16 protein-coding genes are annotated in these 16,765 nt (G+C 39.0%); 5 read left to right on the top strand and 11 right to left on the bottom strand.

The genetic code is table 11. From position 1 onward, the window contains the following. The first annotated feature begins 13 nt into the window (after window positions 1–13). Window positions 14–1,444 (top strand): sodium:proton antiporter NhaD, encoded by a 1,431-nt coding sequence (nhaD, locus tag F5613_RS14805; protein WP_179400339.1) that lies wholly within the window; start codon window positions 14–16, stop codon window positions 1,442–1,444. A 65-nt stretch (window positions 1,445–1,509) separates the two neighbouring features. Here the strand turns inward: nhaD and F5613_RS14800 are convergent, their stop codons facing one another. The 3 genes from F5613_RS14800 to mtaB are packed head-to-tail and all read right to left on the bottom strand — an operon-like array spanning window position 1,510 to window position 4,749. Further along, window positions 1,510–2,538 carry a glycosyltransferase family 2 protein gene (locus tag F5613_RS14800; RefSeq protein WP_179400338.1) on the bottom strand — a complete coding sequence of 343 codons (1,029 nt, stop codon included), beginning with the start codon at window positions 2,536–2,538 and terminating at the stop codon, window positions 1,510–1,512. Next, a complete protein-coding gene (locus tag F5613_RS14795; RefSeq protein WP_079684496.1) occupies window positions 2,535–3,425 on the bottom strand; it encodes a lysophospholipid acyltransferase family protein in 891 nt (296 codons plus the stop codon). Before F5613_RS14795 ends, F5613_RS14800 begins: the two co-directional genes overlap by 4 nt. Window position 3,426: 1 nt before the next feature. After that, window positions 3,427–4,749 (bottom strand): tRNA (N(6)-L-threonylcarbamoyladenosine(37)-C(2))-methylthiotransferase MtaB, encoded by a 1,323-nt coding sequence (gene mtaB, locus F5613_RS14790; RefSeq protein WP_179400337.1) that lies wholly within the window; start codon window positions 4,747–4,749, stop codon window positions 3,427–3,429. A 114-nt stretch (window positions 4,750–4,863) separates the two neighbouring features. On the opposite strand from mtaB, the gene F5613_RS14785 reads away from it, so the two are divergent. The 3 genes from F5613_RS14785 to F5613_RS14775 all read left to right on the top strand — a co-directional run bounded on the left by F5613_RS14785 (window position 4,864) and on the right by F5613_RS14775 (window position 9,046). Next, complete coding sequence (locus F5613_RS14785) at window positions 4,864–6,528, top strand: AMP-binding protein (protein WP_179400336.1); 1,665 nt, start codon at window positions 4,864–4,866, stop codon at window positions 6,526–6,528. Window positions 6,529–6,686: 158 nt separating this feature from the next. Next, window positions 6,687–6,893 (top strand): PG1828 family lipoprotein, encoded by a 207-nt coding sequence (locus F5613_RS14780; RefSeq protein ID WP_068179575.1) that lies wholly within the window; start codon window positions 6,687–6,689, stop codon window positions 6,891–6,893. Between the two features lie 80 nt (window positions 6,894–6,973). After that, window positions 6,974–9,046 carry an outer membrane beta-barrel family protein gene (locus F5613_RS14775; protein ID WP_179400335.1) on the top strand — a complete coding sequence of 691 codons (2,073 nt, stop codon included), beginning with the start codon at window positions 6,974–6,976 and terminating at the stop codon, window positions 9,044–9,046. A 75-nt stretch (window positions 9,047–9,121) separates the two neighbouring features. Here the strand turns inward: F5613_RS14775 and rplI are convergent, their stop codons facing one another. From rplI to rpsF, 3 genes are read right to left on the bottom strand one after another with little or no spacing between them, the layout of a single operon-like run. Beyond that, on the bottom strand, window positions 9,122–9,565 hold the full coding sequence (gene rplI / locus F5613_RS14770) for a 50S ribosomal protein L9 (protein WP_079684492.1): 444 nt from the start codon (window positions 9,563–9,565) through the stop codon (window positions 9,122–9,124). Between the two features lie 22 nt (window positions 9,566–9,587). Further along, the gene (rpsR, locus tag F5613_RS14765) at window positions 9,588–9,857 is read right to left on the bottom strand and encodes a 30S ribosomal protein S18 (protein WP_068179566.1); all 270 of its coding nucleotides are present in this window, start codon (window positions 9,855–9,857) and stop codon (window positions 9,588–9,590) included. Between the two features lie 2 nt (window positions 9,858–9,859). Beyond that, window positions 9,860–10,213 (bottom strand): 30S ribosomal protein S6, encoded by a 354-nt coding sequence (rpsF, locus tag F5613_RS14760; protein WP_079684513.1) that lies wholly within the window; start codon window positions 10,211–10,213, stop codon window positions 9,860–9,862. Between the two features lie 241 nt (window positions 10,214–10,454). On the opposite strand from rpsF, the gene F5613_RS14755 reads away from it, so the two are divergent. Continuing rightward, the gene (locus tag F5613_RS14755; protein WP_179400361.1) at window positions 10,455–11,465 is read left to right on the top strand and encodes an alpha/beta hydrolase; all 1,011 of its coding nucleotides are present in this window, start codon (window positions 10,455–10,457) and stop codon (window positions 11,463–11,465) included. A gap of 10 nt (window positions 11,466–11,475) precedes the next feature. On the opposite strand, the gene F5613_RS14750 is transcribed toward F5613_RS14755, so the two are convergent. The 5 genes from F5613_RS14750 to F5613_RS14730 all read right to left on the bottom strand — a co-directional run bounded on the left by F5613_RS14750 (window position 11,476) and on the right by F5613_RS14730 (window position 16,763). Beyond that, the gene (locus F5613_RS14750) at window positions 11,476–11,910 is read right to left on the bottom strand and encodes a BT0820 family HAD-type phosphatase (RefSeq protein WP_179400334.1); all 435 of its coding nucleotides are present in this window, start codon (window positions 11,908–11,910) and stop codon (window positions 11,476–11,478) included. Window positions 11,911–11,986: 76 nt separating this feature from the next. After that, window positions 11,987–13,780, bottom strand: coding sequence for a polysaccharide biosynthesis protein (locus F5613_RS14745; protein WP_246303432.1), 1,794 nt, complete (start codon window positions 13,778–13,780; stop codon window positions 11,987–11,989). Between the two features lie 243 nt (window positions 13,781–14,023). Continuing rightward, window positions 14,024–15,226: a sugar MFS transporter gene (locus F5613_RS14740; RefSeq protein ID WP_179400333.1), complete on the bottom strand. Its 1,203-nt coding sequence runs from the start codon at window positions 15,224–15,226 to the stop codon at window positions 14,024–14,026. 107 nt (window positions 15,227–15,333) lie between these two features. Beyond that, the gene (locus tag F5613_RS14735) at window positions 15,334–16,107 is read right to left on the bottom strand and encodes an NIPSNAP family protein (protein ID WP_179400332.1); all 774 of its coding nucleotides are present in this window, start codon (window positions 16,105–16,107) and stop codon (window positions 15,334–15,336) included. Window positions 16,108–16,238: 131 nt separating this feature from the next. Next, window positions 16,239–16,763: a DUF1858 domain-containing protein gene (locus F5613_RS14730; RefSeq protein ID WP_179400331.1), complete on the bottom strand. Its 525-nt coding sequence runs from the start codon at window positions 16,761–16,763 to the stop codon at window positions 16,239–16,241. Window positions 16,764–16,765: the final 2 nt, after the last annotated feature.

The following is a 16,765-nucleotide window of genomic DNA, read 5'->3' as shown; positions in this document are numbered from 1 at the left end:
ATAAACCATCATTATGTTAACAGCAATGACTCTTATCTTTTTAACAGGTTATCTGGCTATTGCTCTGGAGCACCCGTTAAAAATGAATAAAGCAGGAACGGCCTTGCTAACAGGAACCATTCTCTGGGTAATCTATACTTTTGCAGCTCCGGAATGTATTCCTACAGTATCAGCTGATGCATTCAAACTTTTTCTTACAACCAGACCGGAATTGGCAGAACTGTCATTTATCCAACAATGCAATCATTTTGTAGTTGAGCATCAAATCCTGGAAAGTATAGGTGAAATCTGTGAAACACTCATCTTCTTGATCGGAGCAATGATAACAGTGGAATTAGTAGATGCTCATGGAGGTTTTCTATTTGTAACCAACCGGATAACAACCAAAAACAAGCGGAAACTTCTCTGGATTATTGCTATAATCACATTTTTCATGTCGTCGGTGCTGGACAACCTTACAACATCCATTGTGATGATTATGGTAATCCGTAAACTTATCGCCAATTACAAAGAACGTTGGGTATTCGGTAGTATTATTGTAATTGCGGCCAATAGTGGAGGGGCATGGTCTCCCATTGGAGACGTAACAACAATCATGCTATGGGTGAGAGGAAACATTTCCACATCTTCTACAATACCTCATCTCTTTCTGCCAAGTGTAATTTCGGCTGTTATACCGATATTAATTGCTCAAAGATTCCTGCATGGAAATCTCTCTCAAGTTCGCGCTATTGATTTGGCCGAAGAGAACGAAATAATTAAAGAGCTAAAAACAAAAGAAAGGCTCTCTATACTGATTATTGGTGTAGCCTGTCTGCTTTTTGTGCCCGTATTTAAAACTATCACCCATCTTCCTCCATTTGTAGGCATATTATTCGGACTGGGTGTATTATGGTTCTTTACTGAAATGATGTACCGCAGGAAAGAACGCATACACGAAGATTTAAAACTAAGGGTTACTAAAATAGTACAAAGGATTGACGGAACTACCCTTCTGTTTTTTCTCGGTATATTACTTGCAGTCGATGCGCTTCGTTATGCCGGAATTCTAGATATGGTTTCTGAAGGTTTGGATAAATATATTGGAAATGTATATGCGGTGAATATGATTATCGGAACGCTTTCTGCCATAGTCGACAATGTGCCGCTGGTTGCAGGGGCAATCGCGATGTATCCGGTAGCTACAGATGCAATGGTAATGGCTTCTACGAATCCCGAATACCTCAATCACTTTACCCAAGATGGAATATTCTGGCAATTTCTGGCTTATTGCGCAGGAGTGGGAGGAAGTATGTTGATTATCGGATCTGCTGCCGGAGTAGTTGTAATGGGATTAGAGCGCATAAACTTCCTTTGGTATCTGCGGGTAATAACCCCAATGGCTGTTGCTGGATACCTGGCTGGTGCGGGCGTTTACATTATACAAAATTCAATTTTCCCTTAAAACATATTGAATAAAATCTTTTTCAATTTTATCCGTTAATCATTCTTTCTTTAGGGGACGATCGATTAACGGATAAATTTTAAAAGAGAGAATCGTTTCATTCCTTTTATATAGAAACTAACAAGCAGACTTCCTTTCATAATTTCAGGAATCTGTTTAACCACCCGTTGCTCCAGATTGGCCTTACGGATGCTTTCATATCTATATTTGATTCGATAAAACTCACGACGGGCTTCGTATACTGCTTTAGCATTGGAAGGATAGCCGTTCAACAAAAACTTTGCAGCTGCAATATAATCCAATATTCTCCTGGTCAACATTACTCGCCTTAATGCATATTCGGGGATATTCTTATATAACATCAATAAATTATTCCTGAAATTCAAAAATGTTTTTCTGGGACTTTCAGCCTCCAAAGTTCCACCGCCCACATGATATACAACTGAAGCAGGAATACAGCGCAACCTATACCCCCGGCATCTCATAAGCCAGCAAAGATCAATCTCTTCCTGATGCGCAAAAAATGTGGCATCCAGCCCCCCTACTTTAACAAATACATCCCGACGTACAAGCATGCAAGCCCCGGAAGTCCACAATACATCCGTTGGAGTATCATACTGTCCGTTGTCGGTTTCTAAGATATGCAACAAGCGGCCTCTGCAAAACGGATAACCATACCTATCCATGTAACCGCCGCATGCACCGGCATACTCAAATGAACTTTTTTCTTTCCATGAACGAATTTTAGGTTGCACCGCTACCACATCAACATGCTGTTCAACCTCCTCAACAAGCGGATAAAGCCAGTTTGGAGTAACCTCAACATCACTATTCAGCAAAACGACATAGGGAGTCTTAACTGCAGCAATTGCTTGATTGTATCCATCAGCAAACCCAAAATTCTTTTCCAGTTCTATAATGTGGACCGTAGGAAATTGCGTTTTAAGCAAAACGAGGGACTTATCAGTCGACCCATTGTCTGCAACCACAACATCGGCAATATCGTCCGGAGTATACTTCACAACAGAAGGCAGAAATTGCTTCAATAACTGCTCTCCGTTCCAATTAAGAATAATAACAGATACTTTTTTCATACATCAGCCGGTCTTTTATGTTTCCACCTTTTATGTGTCCACAACCAGTACGCTGGATTTCGTAAAATAGTTTTTTCCATTAAACGGGCATACTGTTCTGTGATCCAGAACTCTGAAGTTTCACGAGGGGACTCACAAAGTAATTTCATATCAACTTTATAGTAACCCCTTTTTAATTTTGTAGTATCTAAGTAGATTACAGGCAGATTCAATTTACGCGCGATGCGCTCCGGACCAGTAAGAATGGAACTGTCCTGATTTAAAAAATTCGTCCAATAGTGGAGGTTTGCTTTACTGGGTGTCTGATCGGCAAGGAAAATAACCACACTGGGAGTTTTATCCTGTTTCAATTTCATTATATCCCGAATCGTATCATTCTTCTTTATACCTAAAGATCCGAAACGAGTACGCAGATAAACAAAAAGCCTGTCGAATGCTAAATTAGTAAGCGGTCTGTATATCTGGTATACCCTGGCACTTTTAAAACGGCTGGAAGATGCTGAAAACCATTCCCAGTTACCATAGTGTCCCATCAGTAATATAAACGTTGTATGCCCTTTCTCCATTAAATCGTCGACCAACTCCGGATTACTTAGATAAGCCCGCCGCTGCACCTCTTCAAGCGAAATATGAGACAGTTTTAATGTTTCTACCACATAATCGCAAAAGTGATGGTAAAACTCCTGCTCCAGCTTCTTTAATTCTTCAGCAGATTTATCCGGAAATGACTTTTTCATATTCTTTCTTACAACTTTTAAACGATAGCCTACAAGTTTGTAAATAATAATATAAAACAAATCACTTAATATATATAGTATACGCATGGGCAGTACTCCATGAAGTTTTGCCCATGCATATAAAAAGCTATAAAGAATATTATTCATCATCTTACTCAATTATGGTTACCGTAAGAGCCGTTTTATCTTCGTTAAAATCGTGTAACAACACCCGGCGCGTTTCATTGACCAAATCTTTCCGATAGGGAGCCTCAACCTTTATATAATTCGCTGTGAATCCATGCATCACATCCCCATGTTTAGCCTCTTCGAACAAGACAACCTGTTCCTTACCAATATTTGCCTCATAAAAGGCATGTAATTTCCTTTCGGAGAGGTCAAGTAGTTGCTGACTACGAGTATGTTTTATTTTGGGATCTACCGAATGATCAATTTTGAGAGCCTGTGTACCTGGACGCTCTGAATAGCTAAACACATGTAATTGGGAAATGTCCAACCCTTCAATAAATACTCGTGCATCTTCAAATAATTCGTCGGTTTCTCCACGGGTACCAACTATTACATCCACGCCAATAAAGGCATTTGGCAGCAACTCCTTAATTTTTGAGACTTTGTGCTTAAACAATGAGGTATCATATTTACGCTTCATTAATCGAAGAACCTCATCGTTTCCACTTTGCAACGGTATATGGAAGTGGGGAGCAAATCGCTTGGATTGAGCCACAAAGTGAATCGCTTCATCTGTTATAAGGTTTGGCTCAATAGACGAGATGCGATAACGTACTATTCCTTCCACCTCATCAAGCGCCTTTATAAGATCTAAAAAAGTTTCACCGGTGGTCCGGCCAAAATCTCCAATATTGACTCCGGTAAGCACTATTTCTTTACCCCCTTTGGAAGCTACCTCTTCTGCCTGTTTCACAATGGATGCAATGGATCCGTTTCTACTTCTGCCCCTGGCAAATGGAATCGTACAATAGGTACAGAAATAATCACAACCATCCTGAACCTTAAGGAAATGTCTGGTCCGGTCGTCTGCCGAACACGACGGCGAAAAGGTTTTGATATCTTTTGTCTTGGATGCTACAATAGCCCCTCCCTCATTTTTCTTTTTAAAGTCATTGAGGTAAGACACTATATCCAACTTCTGTTCGGCTCCAAGAACCAAATCAACCCCTTCAATTGACGCAACCTCTTCTGGTTTTAATTGGGCATAGCAGCCCGTTACTACCATGTAGGCTCCGGGATGTTGTTTACTGATACGACGGATCGCCTGCCGGCATTTTTTATCCGCCAATTCGGTCACCGAACATGTATTTATGACGCAGATATCTGCTTTTTCTCCGTTACGTACTTTACGAATGCCTTGCGCAGCAAGTGTTTTGCCAATAGTTGAGGTTTCTGCAAAATTAAGCTTACACCCTAAGGTATAGTATGCTGCAAGTTTATTTTCAAAAACTGTATTATCTATCATTTTATATAGTAAATTTCGATGCAAAGTTACACAAAAGGAGCAAGTTACTCTCTTTTTTAGTTGTATATCTGCACTTTTGTCCATACTTTTGCGCAAATTTCACAATTTTGTGCTATGATTAAAGAGAATTTTATAAAGATTTACGAAGATAGTTTTAAAGCCAATTGGGACCTTCCAGCACTTACAGATTATAGCAAAGGTATCTCATTTTCTTTTGGAGAAGTTGCGACAGAGATAGCCCGCATTCATATCTTATTTGAAGAGTGTCAGATTCGCAGGGGAGATAAGATAGCTCTTATTGGTAAAGACAATTCCCGTTGGTGTATCACCTATATGGCGGCAGTTACTTACGGTGCTATCATTGTTCCGATTCTGCAAGACTTTAATCCTAACGACGTACATCACATTATAAATCATTCCGAATCTGTATTTCTATTTACAAGCGACCGTATATGGGATACGCTGGAAGAAGAAAAGATTGCCAATATACGTGGGGTTTTCTCTTTGACTGATTTTCGTTGCCTGCATCAACGGGACGGAGAAAGTATACAAAAGCTGCTTAAGACCTTGGATTCAAAAATGGCACATAAGTACCCCAAGGGATATTCTATAGAGCACATTAAGTATGCAGATCTTGACAATGAAAAAGTCGTATTACTAAATTATACTTCGGGAACTACAGGATTCAGCAAGGGAGTGATGCTTACTGGAAACAATCTGGCTGGAAATGTCACCTATGCCAAAACACTTGGTTTAATGTTTAAAGGTGATCGTGAACTCTGTTTCCTTCCGCTTGCTCATGCCTACAGCTGTACCTTTAATTTTCTGGTACCTATGGCTGTTGGAGCACATGTATTTTTGTTAGGCAAAACCCCTACTCCCAAAATCCTGCTTACTGCTTTCGAAGAGGTTAAACCTAATCTGATTCTGACAGTACCTCTGATTCTTGAAAAGATTTATAAGAAGATGATTCTACCCCAATTAAATAAACGAACAGTAAAACTGGCTCTGAATATTCCCTTATTGGATAACAGAATATATGCTCAGATACGAAAGAAACTGATTGATGCAATGGGAGGACGTTTCAAAGAAGTTATTGTAGGAGGTGCCGCAATGAATCAGGAGGTAACCGATTTCCTTTATAAAATCAAATTTCCCTTTACAATCGGATACGGAATGACTGAATGTGGACCGCTTATCAGTTACGATTCCAATGAAGCATTTATACCCGGATCTTGTGGCAAAGTATTAAACGGAATAATGGATGTGCGTATTGACTCGGAGGATCCCTATAATCAGGTTGGGGAAATTCAGGTACGGGGAGAAAATGTAATGAAAGGATACTATAAAAATGATGAGGCAACCAATGCCGTTTTTACCCAGGATGGTTGGTTAAAGACAGGCGATCTTGGAACAATTGATGTAGAAAAGCGTATCTACATAAGAGGGCGTTCCAAAACTATGATACTTAGCAGCAGCGGTCAGAATATTTTCCCTGAAGAAATTGAAGCCAAGCTGAATAATTTGCCTTACATTATGGAAAGTCTTGTCATCGAAAGAGACGGAAAACTGATTGCCCTTGTTTATCCGGATTATGACACCGTAGATGGTACTGGAATCATGCATACAGACTTACCTCTTATCATGCAGCAGAATCTGGTTGAGATTAATAAACTGGTTGCTCCTTACGAAAAAGTTGCATCCATACAACTTTATCCAACCGAATTCGAAAAAACGCCGAAGAAAAGTATCAAAAGATATCTTTACAGCAATTTTTAACATTAATGCAAACACTTAATATTCAGCATATTAAAAAATATTTGAAAAAAAACAAAAAAAAAGTGCTCTATGTTGTATAACATAGTCAAATTAATATATACATTTGCATCGTTTTACAACAACAAAGATATTATTGACCGTTTTAATTAAAAGACAAAATGAAAAAGTTATTTGCATTCGCTGCTATCGTTGCAGCTGTTTCTTTCTCTTCATGTGGTAACAAATCTGCTGAATCTACTGAAGCTGTAGCTGAACAACCAGCTGTTGAAGAAGTAGCTCCTGCTGTAGAAGAAGCTCCTGCTGTTGCTGACTCTGCTGCTGTAGCAACTGAAGCTGCTCCTGTTGAAGCTGCTCCTGCTCAGTAATTAGAAACTAAGCGTATTAAAAAATGGTCTGTATGTTAACATACAGGCCTTTTTTTTGTTTAATAAAAAACGGAATACTAATGAAACTTTCAACTTATCTTTTTCTTCTGCCTATTATTACCATACACCATCTTTCGTCCCAGTTTACGACTGATACGGTATTGACAATTCAAAATATAAATATTCAGGGACAATATTTCACTACGATAAACAGTGGAACGATCAAACAACTAAATACGTCGAGCAATATTTCCAGCAATTTGGGAACTACATCCGATATAATAAGCCAGCTCCCTTCTGTCAATACAGATATTGAAGGCTCCGTTTTTTTCAGAGGATCTTCTAAAAGTGCTCAACTGATCAGAGGTATTCCCTATGGATTTTTAGAAGAGCAAAGTGGAGATATTATAATCCAGTTGCCAGCCTCTTTTTTTAGACAAATAACCGTATTGTCTCAACCTGATTTATCTTTTTTGCCGGATGGGGAAAGTGGCGTGTTTTCTTATTCAAGCACTCCTGAATATTTAAAGTCGTCTTCTCTTGACCTGACTTTGGGTGGCGGAAGTAATCAACGATACACCGCAGGAATAAAAGCAACAATAGCTCCTGGGAAATGGTCGGTTACAACCAATTATAATTATAGAAGAGAATACAGGGAACGATCATTTTATAAACTAACCACCAATAGCAGTGGATCTACAGAGATGGATAACAACGCCTCTGCGCATCCGGAAGTACATATCGGAGACATTACAGTAGGGTATTTATTGTCAGACAAAGATTATCTTACAGTTTACACACTACTACAGCACATGCAATATGATAGATATGGTGGAATAAATAACACCAGAAGAAATTCTGTCGGAGACATTACAAACAAAATAATTCGTCACCGTTACAATAATCAAGGTCAGGATGCTTATGCCGCAGAAGCAACATGGTTACATACATTCTGGAATAAAGGAAAACTGAATATTCGATTCAATTATAATAATTTTTCGTACGACGAGAACAATCATTATGAAAATGAACAATTCACTACTGGAAAAATTATCGCACAAGACAACCTGAACGTAAATCAAGACAAGAGCAATTACTTTTTTTCAACGAAGGTGTATTATCCGTTCCAAAACGGTTACACGTTTAATATTGGATACATGGGTCGGATTCAAAATGAGGATTATAAGGCCAAAGCAGATAATCTAACAAATGGAGATTGGATGCCTAATTTATCTAAATCGACTGACTTTAATTTTGTCCGCTACATCAATTTAGGATATGCCTCACTTCAAAAGACAATCGCCCCTTTTACAATCGAAATAGGAATGCAAGCCGAACATACCAAAGAAGAAATAAACAGTCCTGATTTGAATGGAAAAATGAATAAGAATAAAGTTCAGATTTATCCCAAAGCAAACTTTGAATATCAGGTAGCTGAAAATGGGATTTTTAGTTTAGGTTATCAACAACGTACAAATCGGCCAATTGCTTCAGACCTTAATCCTTTTATTGACAGGGCGGATATCACCTATATTAAACAGGGTAATCCGAATTTGGCCCCTGAAGTAATACATTTAGCAGAAGCATCCTATGCATTCACAAATAATTACTTCAGCATTACCCCGGCAATATATTATAGACATAAGAGCAACAGAATTATGGATATTGCCAACCAAGTAAACGATGAAATTCGTTGGACAAAACAAAATACAGGAAATAGTAATACCTGGGGAATTGAGATTTCTACCAACTGGAAACCCATCAATCGGCTGTCAATGAGTGCCTCGTCTGACATTTACCGGGATCAGATTGACGGTCGCACAATTGGATACGATGAGAAAAAGGAGATGACCTGTATACTGGCAAAAGCACTGTTATCTTTCCAACTCACACCCAACACTCAGTTGCAAACTGATGGTTATTACATTTCAGATCAACTTACAGCTCAAGGTGAAATACAAAATCGCTATAGTGTTAATGTCGGAATAGCTCAATACCTATTAAAGAAGAAACTTAAGGCTTCACTGAGTGTAAATAATATTTTTGATAGTCTGGAAGAAACAACCAGAATTCAAACCAGCTCATTTCAGCAAAGACAAATTCGGAACCGCGACTCCCGAGTTACCTGGCTGACACTATCCTATAATTTATAAATAATAGAGGAAAATAGGATACAAAAAAAGAGGTATATCGAATGATATACCTCTTTTATATTTTTAGAATGTTGATTATTCAGCAACAACCTCAAAAGAAATTTCAACAGAAACTTCTTTGTGAAGCTTAACAGTAGCTTTGTAAGTACCAACTTCTTTTACAGATTCTTTGATGTAAATGATCTTACGATCTACTTCGAATCCAGCTTTTGCCAATGCTTCAGCAACCTGAATATTTGTTACAGAACCAAAGATTGTTCCTGTAGAACTTGTTTTTGCACCAATTGTAAGTGAAACACCTTCCAACTTAGCAGCCAATTCCTGAGCATCTGCCTTAATTTTGGCCAACTTGTGAGCACGTTGTTTTAAGTTTTCTGCTAACACTTTTTTAGCAGAATCTGATGCAATCACAGCTTTACCCTGGGGGATTAGAAAGTTACGTCCGTAACCGTCTTTAACTGTTACGATATCGTCTTTGTAGCCTAAGTTAACTACGTCTTCTTTCAAAATAACTTGCATATTCTGTTTCCTCCTTTTAAAATTATTTCATCAAATCGGTTACGAAAGGAAGCAACGCCAAGTGACGAGCTCTCTTTACTGCCTGAGCAATACGACGTTGGAACTTCAATGAAGTACCAGTAATACGACGTGGAAGAATCTTTCCTTGTTCATTCAGGAATTTCTTCAAGAATTCAGGATCTTTGTAATCGATGTACCGGATACCGTTCTTTTTGAAACGGCAATATTTCTTTTTCTTAACGTCTACTGATGGAGGAGTTAAGTATCTGATTTCTGATTGTGCTGCTGCCATAATTAGTTCTCCTTTACTGTTTCTTTAGATGATTTCAAATGTCTTCTCTTTGCTGCGTATTCTGCGGCATACTTATCCTGACGGAAAGTCAGGAAGCGAATCACACGCTCGTCACGACGGAAGTTAACTTCCAATGTAGCGATAGTTTCCGGATTTGCTTTGAATTCAACTAACTGGTAGAAGCCTGTCGTCTTCTTGTCGATAGGATAAGCAAGCTTGCGCAATCCCCAGTTCTCTTCATTCACGATTTCAGCACCTTCAGCTTTCAGAAGGTTTGTGAATTTTTCTACCGCTTCCTTCATCTGTGCGTCAGACAAAACGGGAGTCAAAATGAAAACGGTTTCGTAATTGTTCATAAAACGCTGTTTTGTTTTGTAATTAATAAAATTTAGCGGTGCAAAGGTAGGGAATATAAATTTTGCATGCAACCCTTTCTCTATATTTTTTCATTAAAGTATTTCGTGACTGCTGATTAACTATACAAAGTATTCGTTATCTTTGTGCCAGAAGGTTAATCTGGAAAAAATAGAATACTACCATTTTACCGGCTAACCGTCACTGGTCTGAAACTGAAATTTATCCAAACCAATTACAATGATGATAAAGAAGTTTTTATTTGCTTTTATACTGATATCTATTGGATTTTCTGCTCAAGGACAATATATAACCGAACTTCCCGGAACAGATTACAAATATAGGATACTGCATATGGCTGACGACTATGCAGGTAAAGTAGTTTGCACATTAGTAAAGAGAGAGCCTGTCAGTAAAGACGGACCAGCCATTTTGTATGTTCACGGATACAACGATTATTTCTTTCAACGAGCGCTGGGAGACAGTGCTGCAACACATGGATATAACTTTTATGCACTGGATCTACGGAAGTACGGTCGGTCCATTTTACCTGATCAAGATGCATTTTTCGCAAAAAACCTTTCAGAATATTTTGCCGACCTGGATACAGCAATTGCTATCATCAAAGCGGAAGGTAACCGGGATATTATCCTTATGGCACATTCTACAGGTGGACTTATTACTCCGCTTTACCTACAAAGTAAGGGCAACAAACTTCCTGTAAGTGCATTAATATTAAACAGTCCCTTCCTCGATATGAATATGAGCTGGTTTATGGAAGAGGTTGTCATACCTGTTATTTCATTTATTGGAAACTATTTCCCTAATCTGGAAGTGGAAGGAAAAGGAATTTCCCAATATGCACATAGCTTACTGAAACGCTTTCATGGAGAGTGGGAATATAACGAAAACTGGAAAAAAACAACCGGACATCCCAAAAAGGCAGGATGGATCCATGCAATACACAAAGGACATCAAACCATTCAAAAAGGATTAAACCTAACCTGTCCGATTCTGGTCATGTCGTCCGACAAGTCCATACCTGAAACGAAAATATGGAATGAGCTATATCATACTTCCGACATCGTACTTGATGTAAAAGATATCCAAAAGTACGGAAAGATGCTGGGAAGCCGTGTTACATGCAAGCAAATTCATAACGGCAAACATGACTTGATCTTATCCAACGAGCCTGCAAGAAAGGAAACTTATCAGGTTATATTCAGTTGGTTAAAACAACAATCAGGCAAGTAAGCACAACGTATCAGCGAATCAAACCAAAAAATTTACTTTTCTTAGGTTGTTCCTCCTGTACCATAGCACCCTTTAAAAAAACATCTGTAGAAAAACAGGCTCTGCTGTCATTGTTTTTCAGCGTATTGTAAATCAGCCCCCAATCAGGTAGTCCACCAAAGTTACGGTCGTCAATAAACAGATCGGCGGTCAGCTTACGTGGTGCCTTTCCAGCAACTTCTTCAGGATCATTCTTGTTAACGGCATAAAAGTTTAGCCCCCTCTCTTTACAAAAAGCAACAGCCTCATCTAATAGATCGCCTTCACGAACGGTCCACAAGATAAGTAAATGCCTACCCTCTTTCTGAATCAACTTAAGGGATTCAATGGCGAAAGGAATCTCTTCACCTATTTTAGGATATTTATGAGTTACAATAGTTCCATCAAAATCAACCGCAATTACCATAATTTATATTTCGTAAACTGATTTGAAGCACAAAGGTAGTAAATTCTCGCAACTAACAAAAGTAGATCTGTAATCACTAATTTTTAGGATCATAGATTTCGTATGGAGAATGGTTACTTATAAATTCGGGAACAAGTTTTTTCATTAAGCGAATAACCTGTTCAGATTCTTCCGATTCAGCCATCCGAATCAATTGATCCACAGCTGTACTAACCTCATTCCATTCATATCTTCTCACTTTCGCTATTCGGATTTTAGGGTGTCTGGTAGGAACTGTAAACTCCGAATCGGTCAGCAATTCCTCATAGAGTTTCTCTCCGGGACGCAATCCGGCAAAGACAACCTTCACCTGCTCATCAGGAATAAGCCCGGCCAATTGAATCATCCTCCTGGCCATATCAGCGATCTTCACAGGTTCACCCATGTCAAAAACGAATATTTCTCCACCTCTCCCTAAAGTAACAGCTTCGAGAACCAATCGAGAAGCCTCCGGAATTGTCATAAAATACCTGAAAATATCAGGATGAGTAACAGTAACAGGTCCCCCACGGCGAATCTGTTCCCTGAAACGAGCTACTACCGAACCATTTGACCCAAGAACATTTCCAAATCTGGTAGTAATAAATTGCGTTTTACCCCGTGCTTCATCTATTTTAAAACTAAGACTTTGTACGTACATTTCTGCAATGCGCTTGGATGCCCCCATAACATTGGTAGGATTTACAGCCTTGTCGGTAGATATCATAATAAAGCGCTTAACAGAATGCAAAACAGACATATCTGCAAGCTTTCTGGTTCCGTCAACATTGGTCCGAATCGCCTCACATGGATACTCCTCCATCAAGGGTACATGTTTATAAGCTGCAGCATGGAAAACCACCGTTGGAGCATATTTAGTGAAAACGAACTCCAATCTTGACTTAATACGTACATCTCCTATGATAGGTACAAAACTTTGCATGGGGTACCTATCTTGTATCTCGAGTCTTAAATCATGCATGGGGGTTTCTGCATTATCAAATAAAATAAGTTGTTTCACTCGGATACTTGCCAGCAACCTGCATATCTCGCTTCCAATAGAACCAGCGGCTCCAGTAACAAGAATCACCTCCTCCTTAAGTACTGATGAAATTTCATCCATGTTGATGGATATCTGTTCACGTCCGAGCAAATCCTCTATTTTAATTTCCCTCATATGCTCACGAGTCTTCTCTGGATTATCAAGTAATTCTACAGGAGGAGCTACAAGCAGTTCAATATTGGATTGAAGGCATACTTCAACAAATCGATTACGTTCGTGCTGCACTGTAGCATAATCTGGAAACATCACCGTTTGCAACCTCACATGAGTGAGAAGTTTCCGAAATGAATCAGGTGTACTAATAGCAAAAACGGGAAGTCCACCTATTCGCAATCCGCTTTGTGACATATCTGTAGACAGTAAACCCACAGCTACATAGGGGTGTAATGCACCGCTTCTAACCCAATTTATTAATGCTATGCTATGATTATCAGTGCCGTATATAAATAAAAGGCGATTTCCATTTAAATTACCTCCAACAAGAGTAAAATAGATACTAACCAACAAGGCCCTTACGCTGATTACCAAGAAGAAAGAGATTAGCAAATCCAGCAATACGATAGCAAGCCACTGTGAAGAAAATCCCGAATAAAGCAGGATAGCAATCAACAATATCAGTTCTTTACAAAATAAGGCAGCAAGCAATCTACTGGCTTCCTGAATAGAAGCGTGTCGGATTATACCACGGTATAGTTTAAAGACAAGTTGAATAAGCAGACCTGCTCCTAAAGCAAAACAAACAAAACGATAAAGCTCTCCCCTATTAAATTGAATTTGAAGAAATGCCAAAACAAGCAAGTAAGATACAATTGCCGAAAGGAGAGATAGAGACAAATCGAGTACCAATACAATCCATCAGTTCAGATACTTCATTGTAGAGAGCCATCTTACTAACGACGAAACATAACGAACCATTCGCTGTCTCATACTTTCCTAAATTGTATTAATAGATACCGGCAGATTCGAAGTGGTATCCTCTACTAAAATAACAATATAGAACAAGAATTGTTAGTCAGCTTCAGTATACGAAAATCAAATCTTTCGGTAGCCTCGAAATGCATACAAAGCTACAACCACAAAGCAAATCAAGGGAATCAAGAAACCATTCGCCATCTCGTTTTCTCCTAAAATTCCCATGCCAACGGGAGCAATAGCTCCACCAACTATGGACATAATAAGGAAGGAAGAGGCCTTTTCCGTGTGCTTACCCAAGCTCCGTATAGCCAAAGCAAATATGGTGGGGAACATAATCGATTCAAAAAGGTAACAAGCAAACAGTGCACCTACAGAAATCCACTGCAGCTGCATCATTACAAGCACCATAGTAATAATAGCACCTAAAGCACAGGATGCAAGAAGCTTTGCTGCCTGCATACGACGCATCAACCAGCTGCCAATAATTCTGCCGGTCATAAACAATCCCATCCCTCCCAGGGAGAGTAATAAAGCCGCATCACGATTCGTTATATCAGGAACTTCTTCCGTCACATAATTGATAAAGAAGCTATTGATTCCGGTCTGAGCTGCCACATAAAAGAACAATGCGACGACACCCCATACAAAATGAGGATAATGCCACAACGAAGCTTTCCCTTCATTGTCTTTTGATGACGTGACAGATGTACTTATTACAGGCAAAGGCAATTTCATAAACAATATTGCAAGCACTAAAACGACTACTCCTATAACCAGATAAGGCAACGCAATATCTCCAGCAGAACCATCTTCCGGGAAAATAACAAGTCCCCCTACAAATGGCCCCACAATCCAACCTAATCCATTAAAGGATTGAGAGAGATTAAGCCTGCTGGCACTCGTTTCGGGCTCCCCCAGAATAGTGACATATGGATTAGCCGCTGTTTCCAGACAAGTTAATCCACATCCGATTATAAACAGGGAAAACAGGAAAAAATTGAATGACATCAAAAAACTACCCGGGTAAAACATGAGAGCGCCGATTCCATAGAGTACTAATCCTAGTATTACTCCCCACCGATACCCAAACCGTTTCATAAATATTCCTGCCGGGAGTGCCATCAGGAAGTAACCACCATAGACTACGGCCTGTACCAAAGCAGAACGGGCTTTAGATATCACAAGAACTTCCTGAAAATGTTTATTTAAAACGTCTAGAATACTATGTGCAAATCCCCACAAAAAAAACAACGAGGTGATAACAATAAATGGATATAGATAAGAGACTCCTGTCTTAGTACGAACAATAGAATTTTTCATTTGGCAAATTAAATCGATTAAAGTTGGCTGTTATACCTTATATATACAGCCAACCTAAGTTATGAGGGCAAAGATAGTTTTTTAAATTTTAATAACCGAATTGTTTCTTATATTTGCGAGTATGCAAGCGGAGCAAGATAAATACTCTCCACCTTGGTTGCAGTATACGCATATTCTGGCTTAACCTTCATCTTATTCCACTCCTCACTAGATCCGAATGCTTTCCATGCTGCATCCCGGGATTCCTGATTTTTATTCCATGTAAGATACATCAAAGCCGGCATTTCGGGACCGGATAAGATATCTCCATAGCAAACTGACTGGATTCCTTTTTTATGGAAAAGATCTATTTCCTCTACATTAAACATACGGACTTTACGTCTGTTGGCATCTTCATTCGGACTTTTATAGATACGTAGCTCGTATAGCAAGCTATTCTTTTCTGCTGGTAACATAACCGGTAGCCGGTCGAAAGCTTCACATAGATAAGTATCGAAATGAGAATATACCGGAGCAGAAGCTGTTTGATCAAAATAAGTTTTGGAAGCAGCCAGATAAGTCTTATCCTCCCATATCTTTTTCTGTACCTGATGGTAAGTTTCGATGGATGGGTATACGAACAGATAGAATCGTTTTACAGCCGACTCCTCCTTAAATAATTTAAAAGCTCCAACTTTAACCTTGTATTTATTTAATGCAGGAGTCAAAGCCTTTTCAAGATAGGTATCCAGAACCGAAGCATCACCCGTCATGTTATAAATACGCCATTCGTAAATCTCTTTTTTAAGTTTATTACCGGAAACAGGTAACGCATTAACTCCTTTTGCTCCAGCCAACAGTCCTGCCAGAGCCGATAGTCTGATAAAGTTTCTTCTTTTCATTAAATTAGGTTTTTTACATGATCTAATTCATGCAAAGTAAACATTAATTTCAATTTAAAAAGAACATTTTGATTCTATTATTAAATAAAAAATCAGATACGGGATGATTCATATCTGATTTTTCTTCTGGACTATTTCCGCATAAAATAGGTATTTACTATATCCGGGGCTACCTTTTTACTCCACGAACTATATCCTTTTTTTCTCAATGTATCTATAATCGGTGCCGGATAAAATGGGGTAAGCAATTCAAATACCTCACCAGACTTTAGGTCATCCATCGCTTTAAGGATTTTGGGCATGGGAGTATCTCCGGAATCGATAAGAGGTCTCGCATCAAAAATTACTGAAATCGGAAGTCCCTCAAAACACTCCGGGCAATCTCCAAAGTCGCCCTCTTCTTTATCAGGTACAACCTCAGTGTCCGAAATTCCGGCTGCCCTTCTAAGCTCTTGAATCAGATAGCCGGCATTGAGTCCCCCTACTTTAGCCGCTTGCTGTAGCGTTGTAACACGGGCCACTGTTTTCCTTAGTACTGGATTTTTTAATTTTGCAAACGCCGGTGATAAAGAAAGCAGTGTATCCTCAATTTCAGGATAATCATTCAATAGTTCGGCAACCTTCATTTGAAGGGTTATAGGCAGGCGATCTTCCATAT

This window comes from Macellibacteroides fermentans, from assembly GCF_013409575.1.
Classification (GTDB): Bacteria; Bacteroidota; Bacteroidia; order Bacteroidales; family Tannerellaceae; genus Macellibacteroides; species Macellibacteroides fermentans.
The sequence above is the reverse complement of the archived record's forward strand: the minus strand, read 5'-3'. Positions and strand labels throughout refer to the sequence as shown.

Excerpts from the sequence above, each read along its gene's own strand:
- nhaD (WP_179400339.1), top strand. The coding sequence starts at position 14 with ATGTTAACAGCAATGACTCTTATCTTTTTAACAGGTTATCTGGCTATT.
- F5613_RS14800 (WP_179400338.1), bottom strand. The coding sequence starts at position 2,538 with ATGAAAAAAGTATCTGTTATTATTCTTAATTGGAACGGAGAGCAGTTA.
- F5613_RS14795 (WP_079684496.1), bottom strand. The coding sequence starts at position 3,425 with ATGATGAATAATATTCTTTATAGCTTTTTATATGCATGGGCAAAACTT.
- mtaB (WP_179400337.1), bottom strand. The coding sequence starts at position 4,749 with ATGATAGATAATACAGTTTTTGAAAATAAACTTGCAGCATACTATACC.
- F5613_RS14785 (WP_179400336.1), top strand. The coding sequence starts at position 4,864 with ATGATTAAAGAGAATTTTATAAAGATTTACGAAGATAGTTTTAAAGCC.
- F5613_RS14780 (WP_068179575.1), top strand. The coding sequence starts at position 6,687 with ATGAAAAAGTTATTTGCATTCGCTGCTATCGTTGCAGCTGTTTCTTTC.
- F5613_RS14775 (WP_179400335.1), top strand. The coding sequence starts at position 6,974 with ATGAAACTTTCAACTTATCTTTTTCTTCTGCCTATTATTACCATACAC.
- rplI (WP_079684492.1), bottom strand. The coding sequence starts at position 9,565 with ATGCAAGTTATTTTGAAAGAAGACGTAGTTAACTTAGGCTACAAAGAC.
- rpsR (WP_068179566.1), bottom strand. The coding sequence starts at position 9,857 with ATGGCAGCAGCACAATCAGAAATCAGATACTTAACTCCTCCATCAGTA.
- rpsF (WP_079684513.1), bottom strand. The coding sequence starts at position 10,213 with ATGAACAATTACGAAACCGTTTTCATTTTGACTCCCGTTTTGTCTGAC.
- F5613_RS14755 (WP_179400361.1), top strand. The coding sequence starts at position 10,455 with ATGATAAAGAAGTTTTTATTTGCTTTTATACTGATATCTATTGGATTT.
- F5613_RS14750 (WP_179400334.1), bottom strand. The coding sequence starts at position 11,910 with ATGGTAATTGCGGTTGATTTTGATGGAACTATTGTAACTCATAAATAT.
- F5613_RS14740 (WP_179400333.1), bottom strand. The coding sequence starts at position 15,226 with ATGAAAAATTCTATTGTTCGTACTAAGACAGGAGTCTCTTATCTATAT.
- F5613_RS14735 (WP_179400332.1), bottom strand. The coding sequence starts at position 16,107 with ATGAAAAGAAGAAACTTTATCAGACTATCGGCTCTGGCAGGACTGTTG.
- F5613_RS14730 (WP_179400331.1), bottom strand. The coding sequence starts at position 16,763 with ATGGAAGATCGCCTGCCTATAACCCTTCAAATGAAGGTTGCCGAACTA.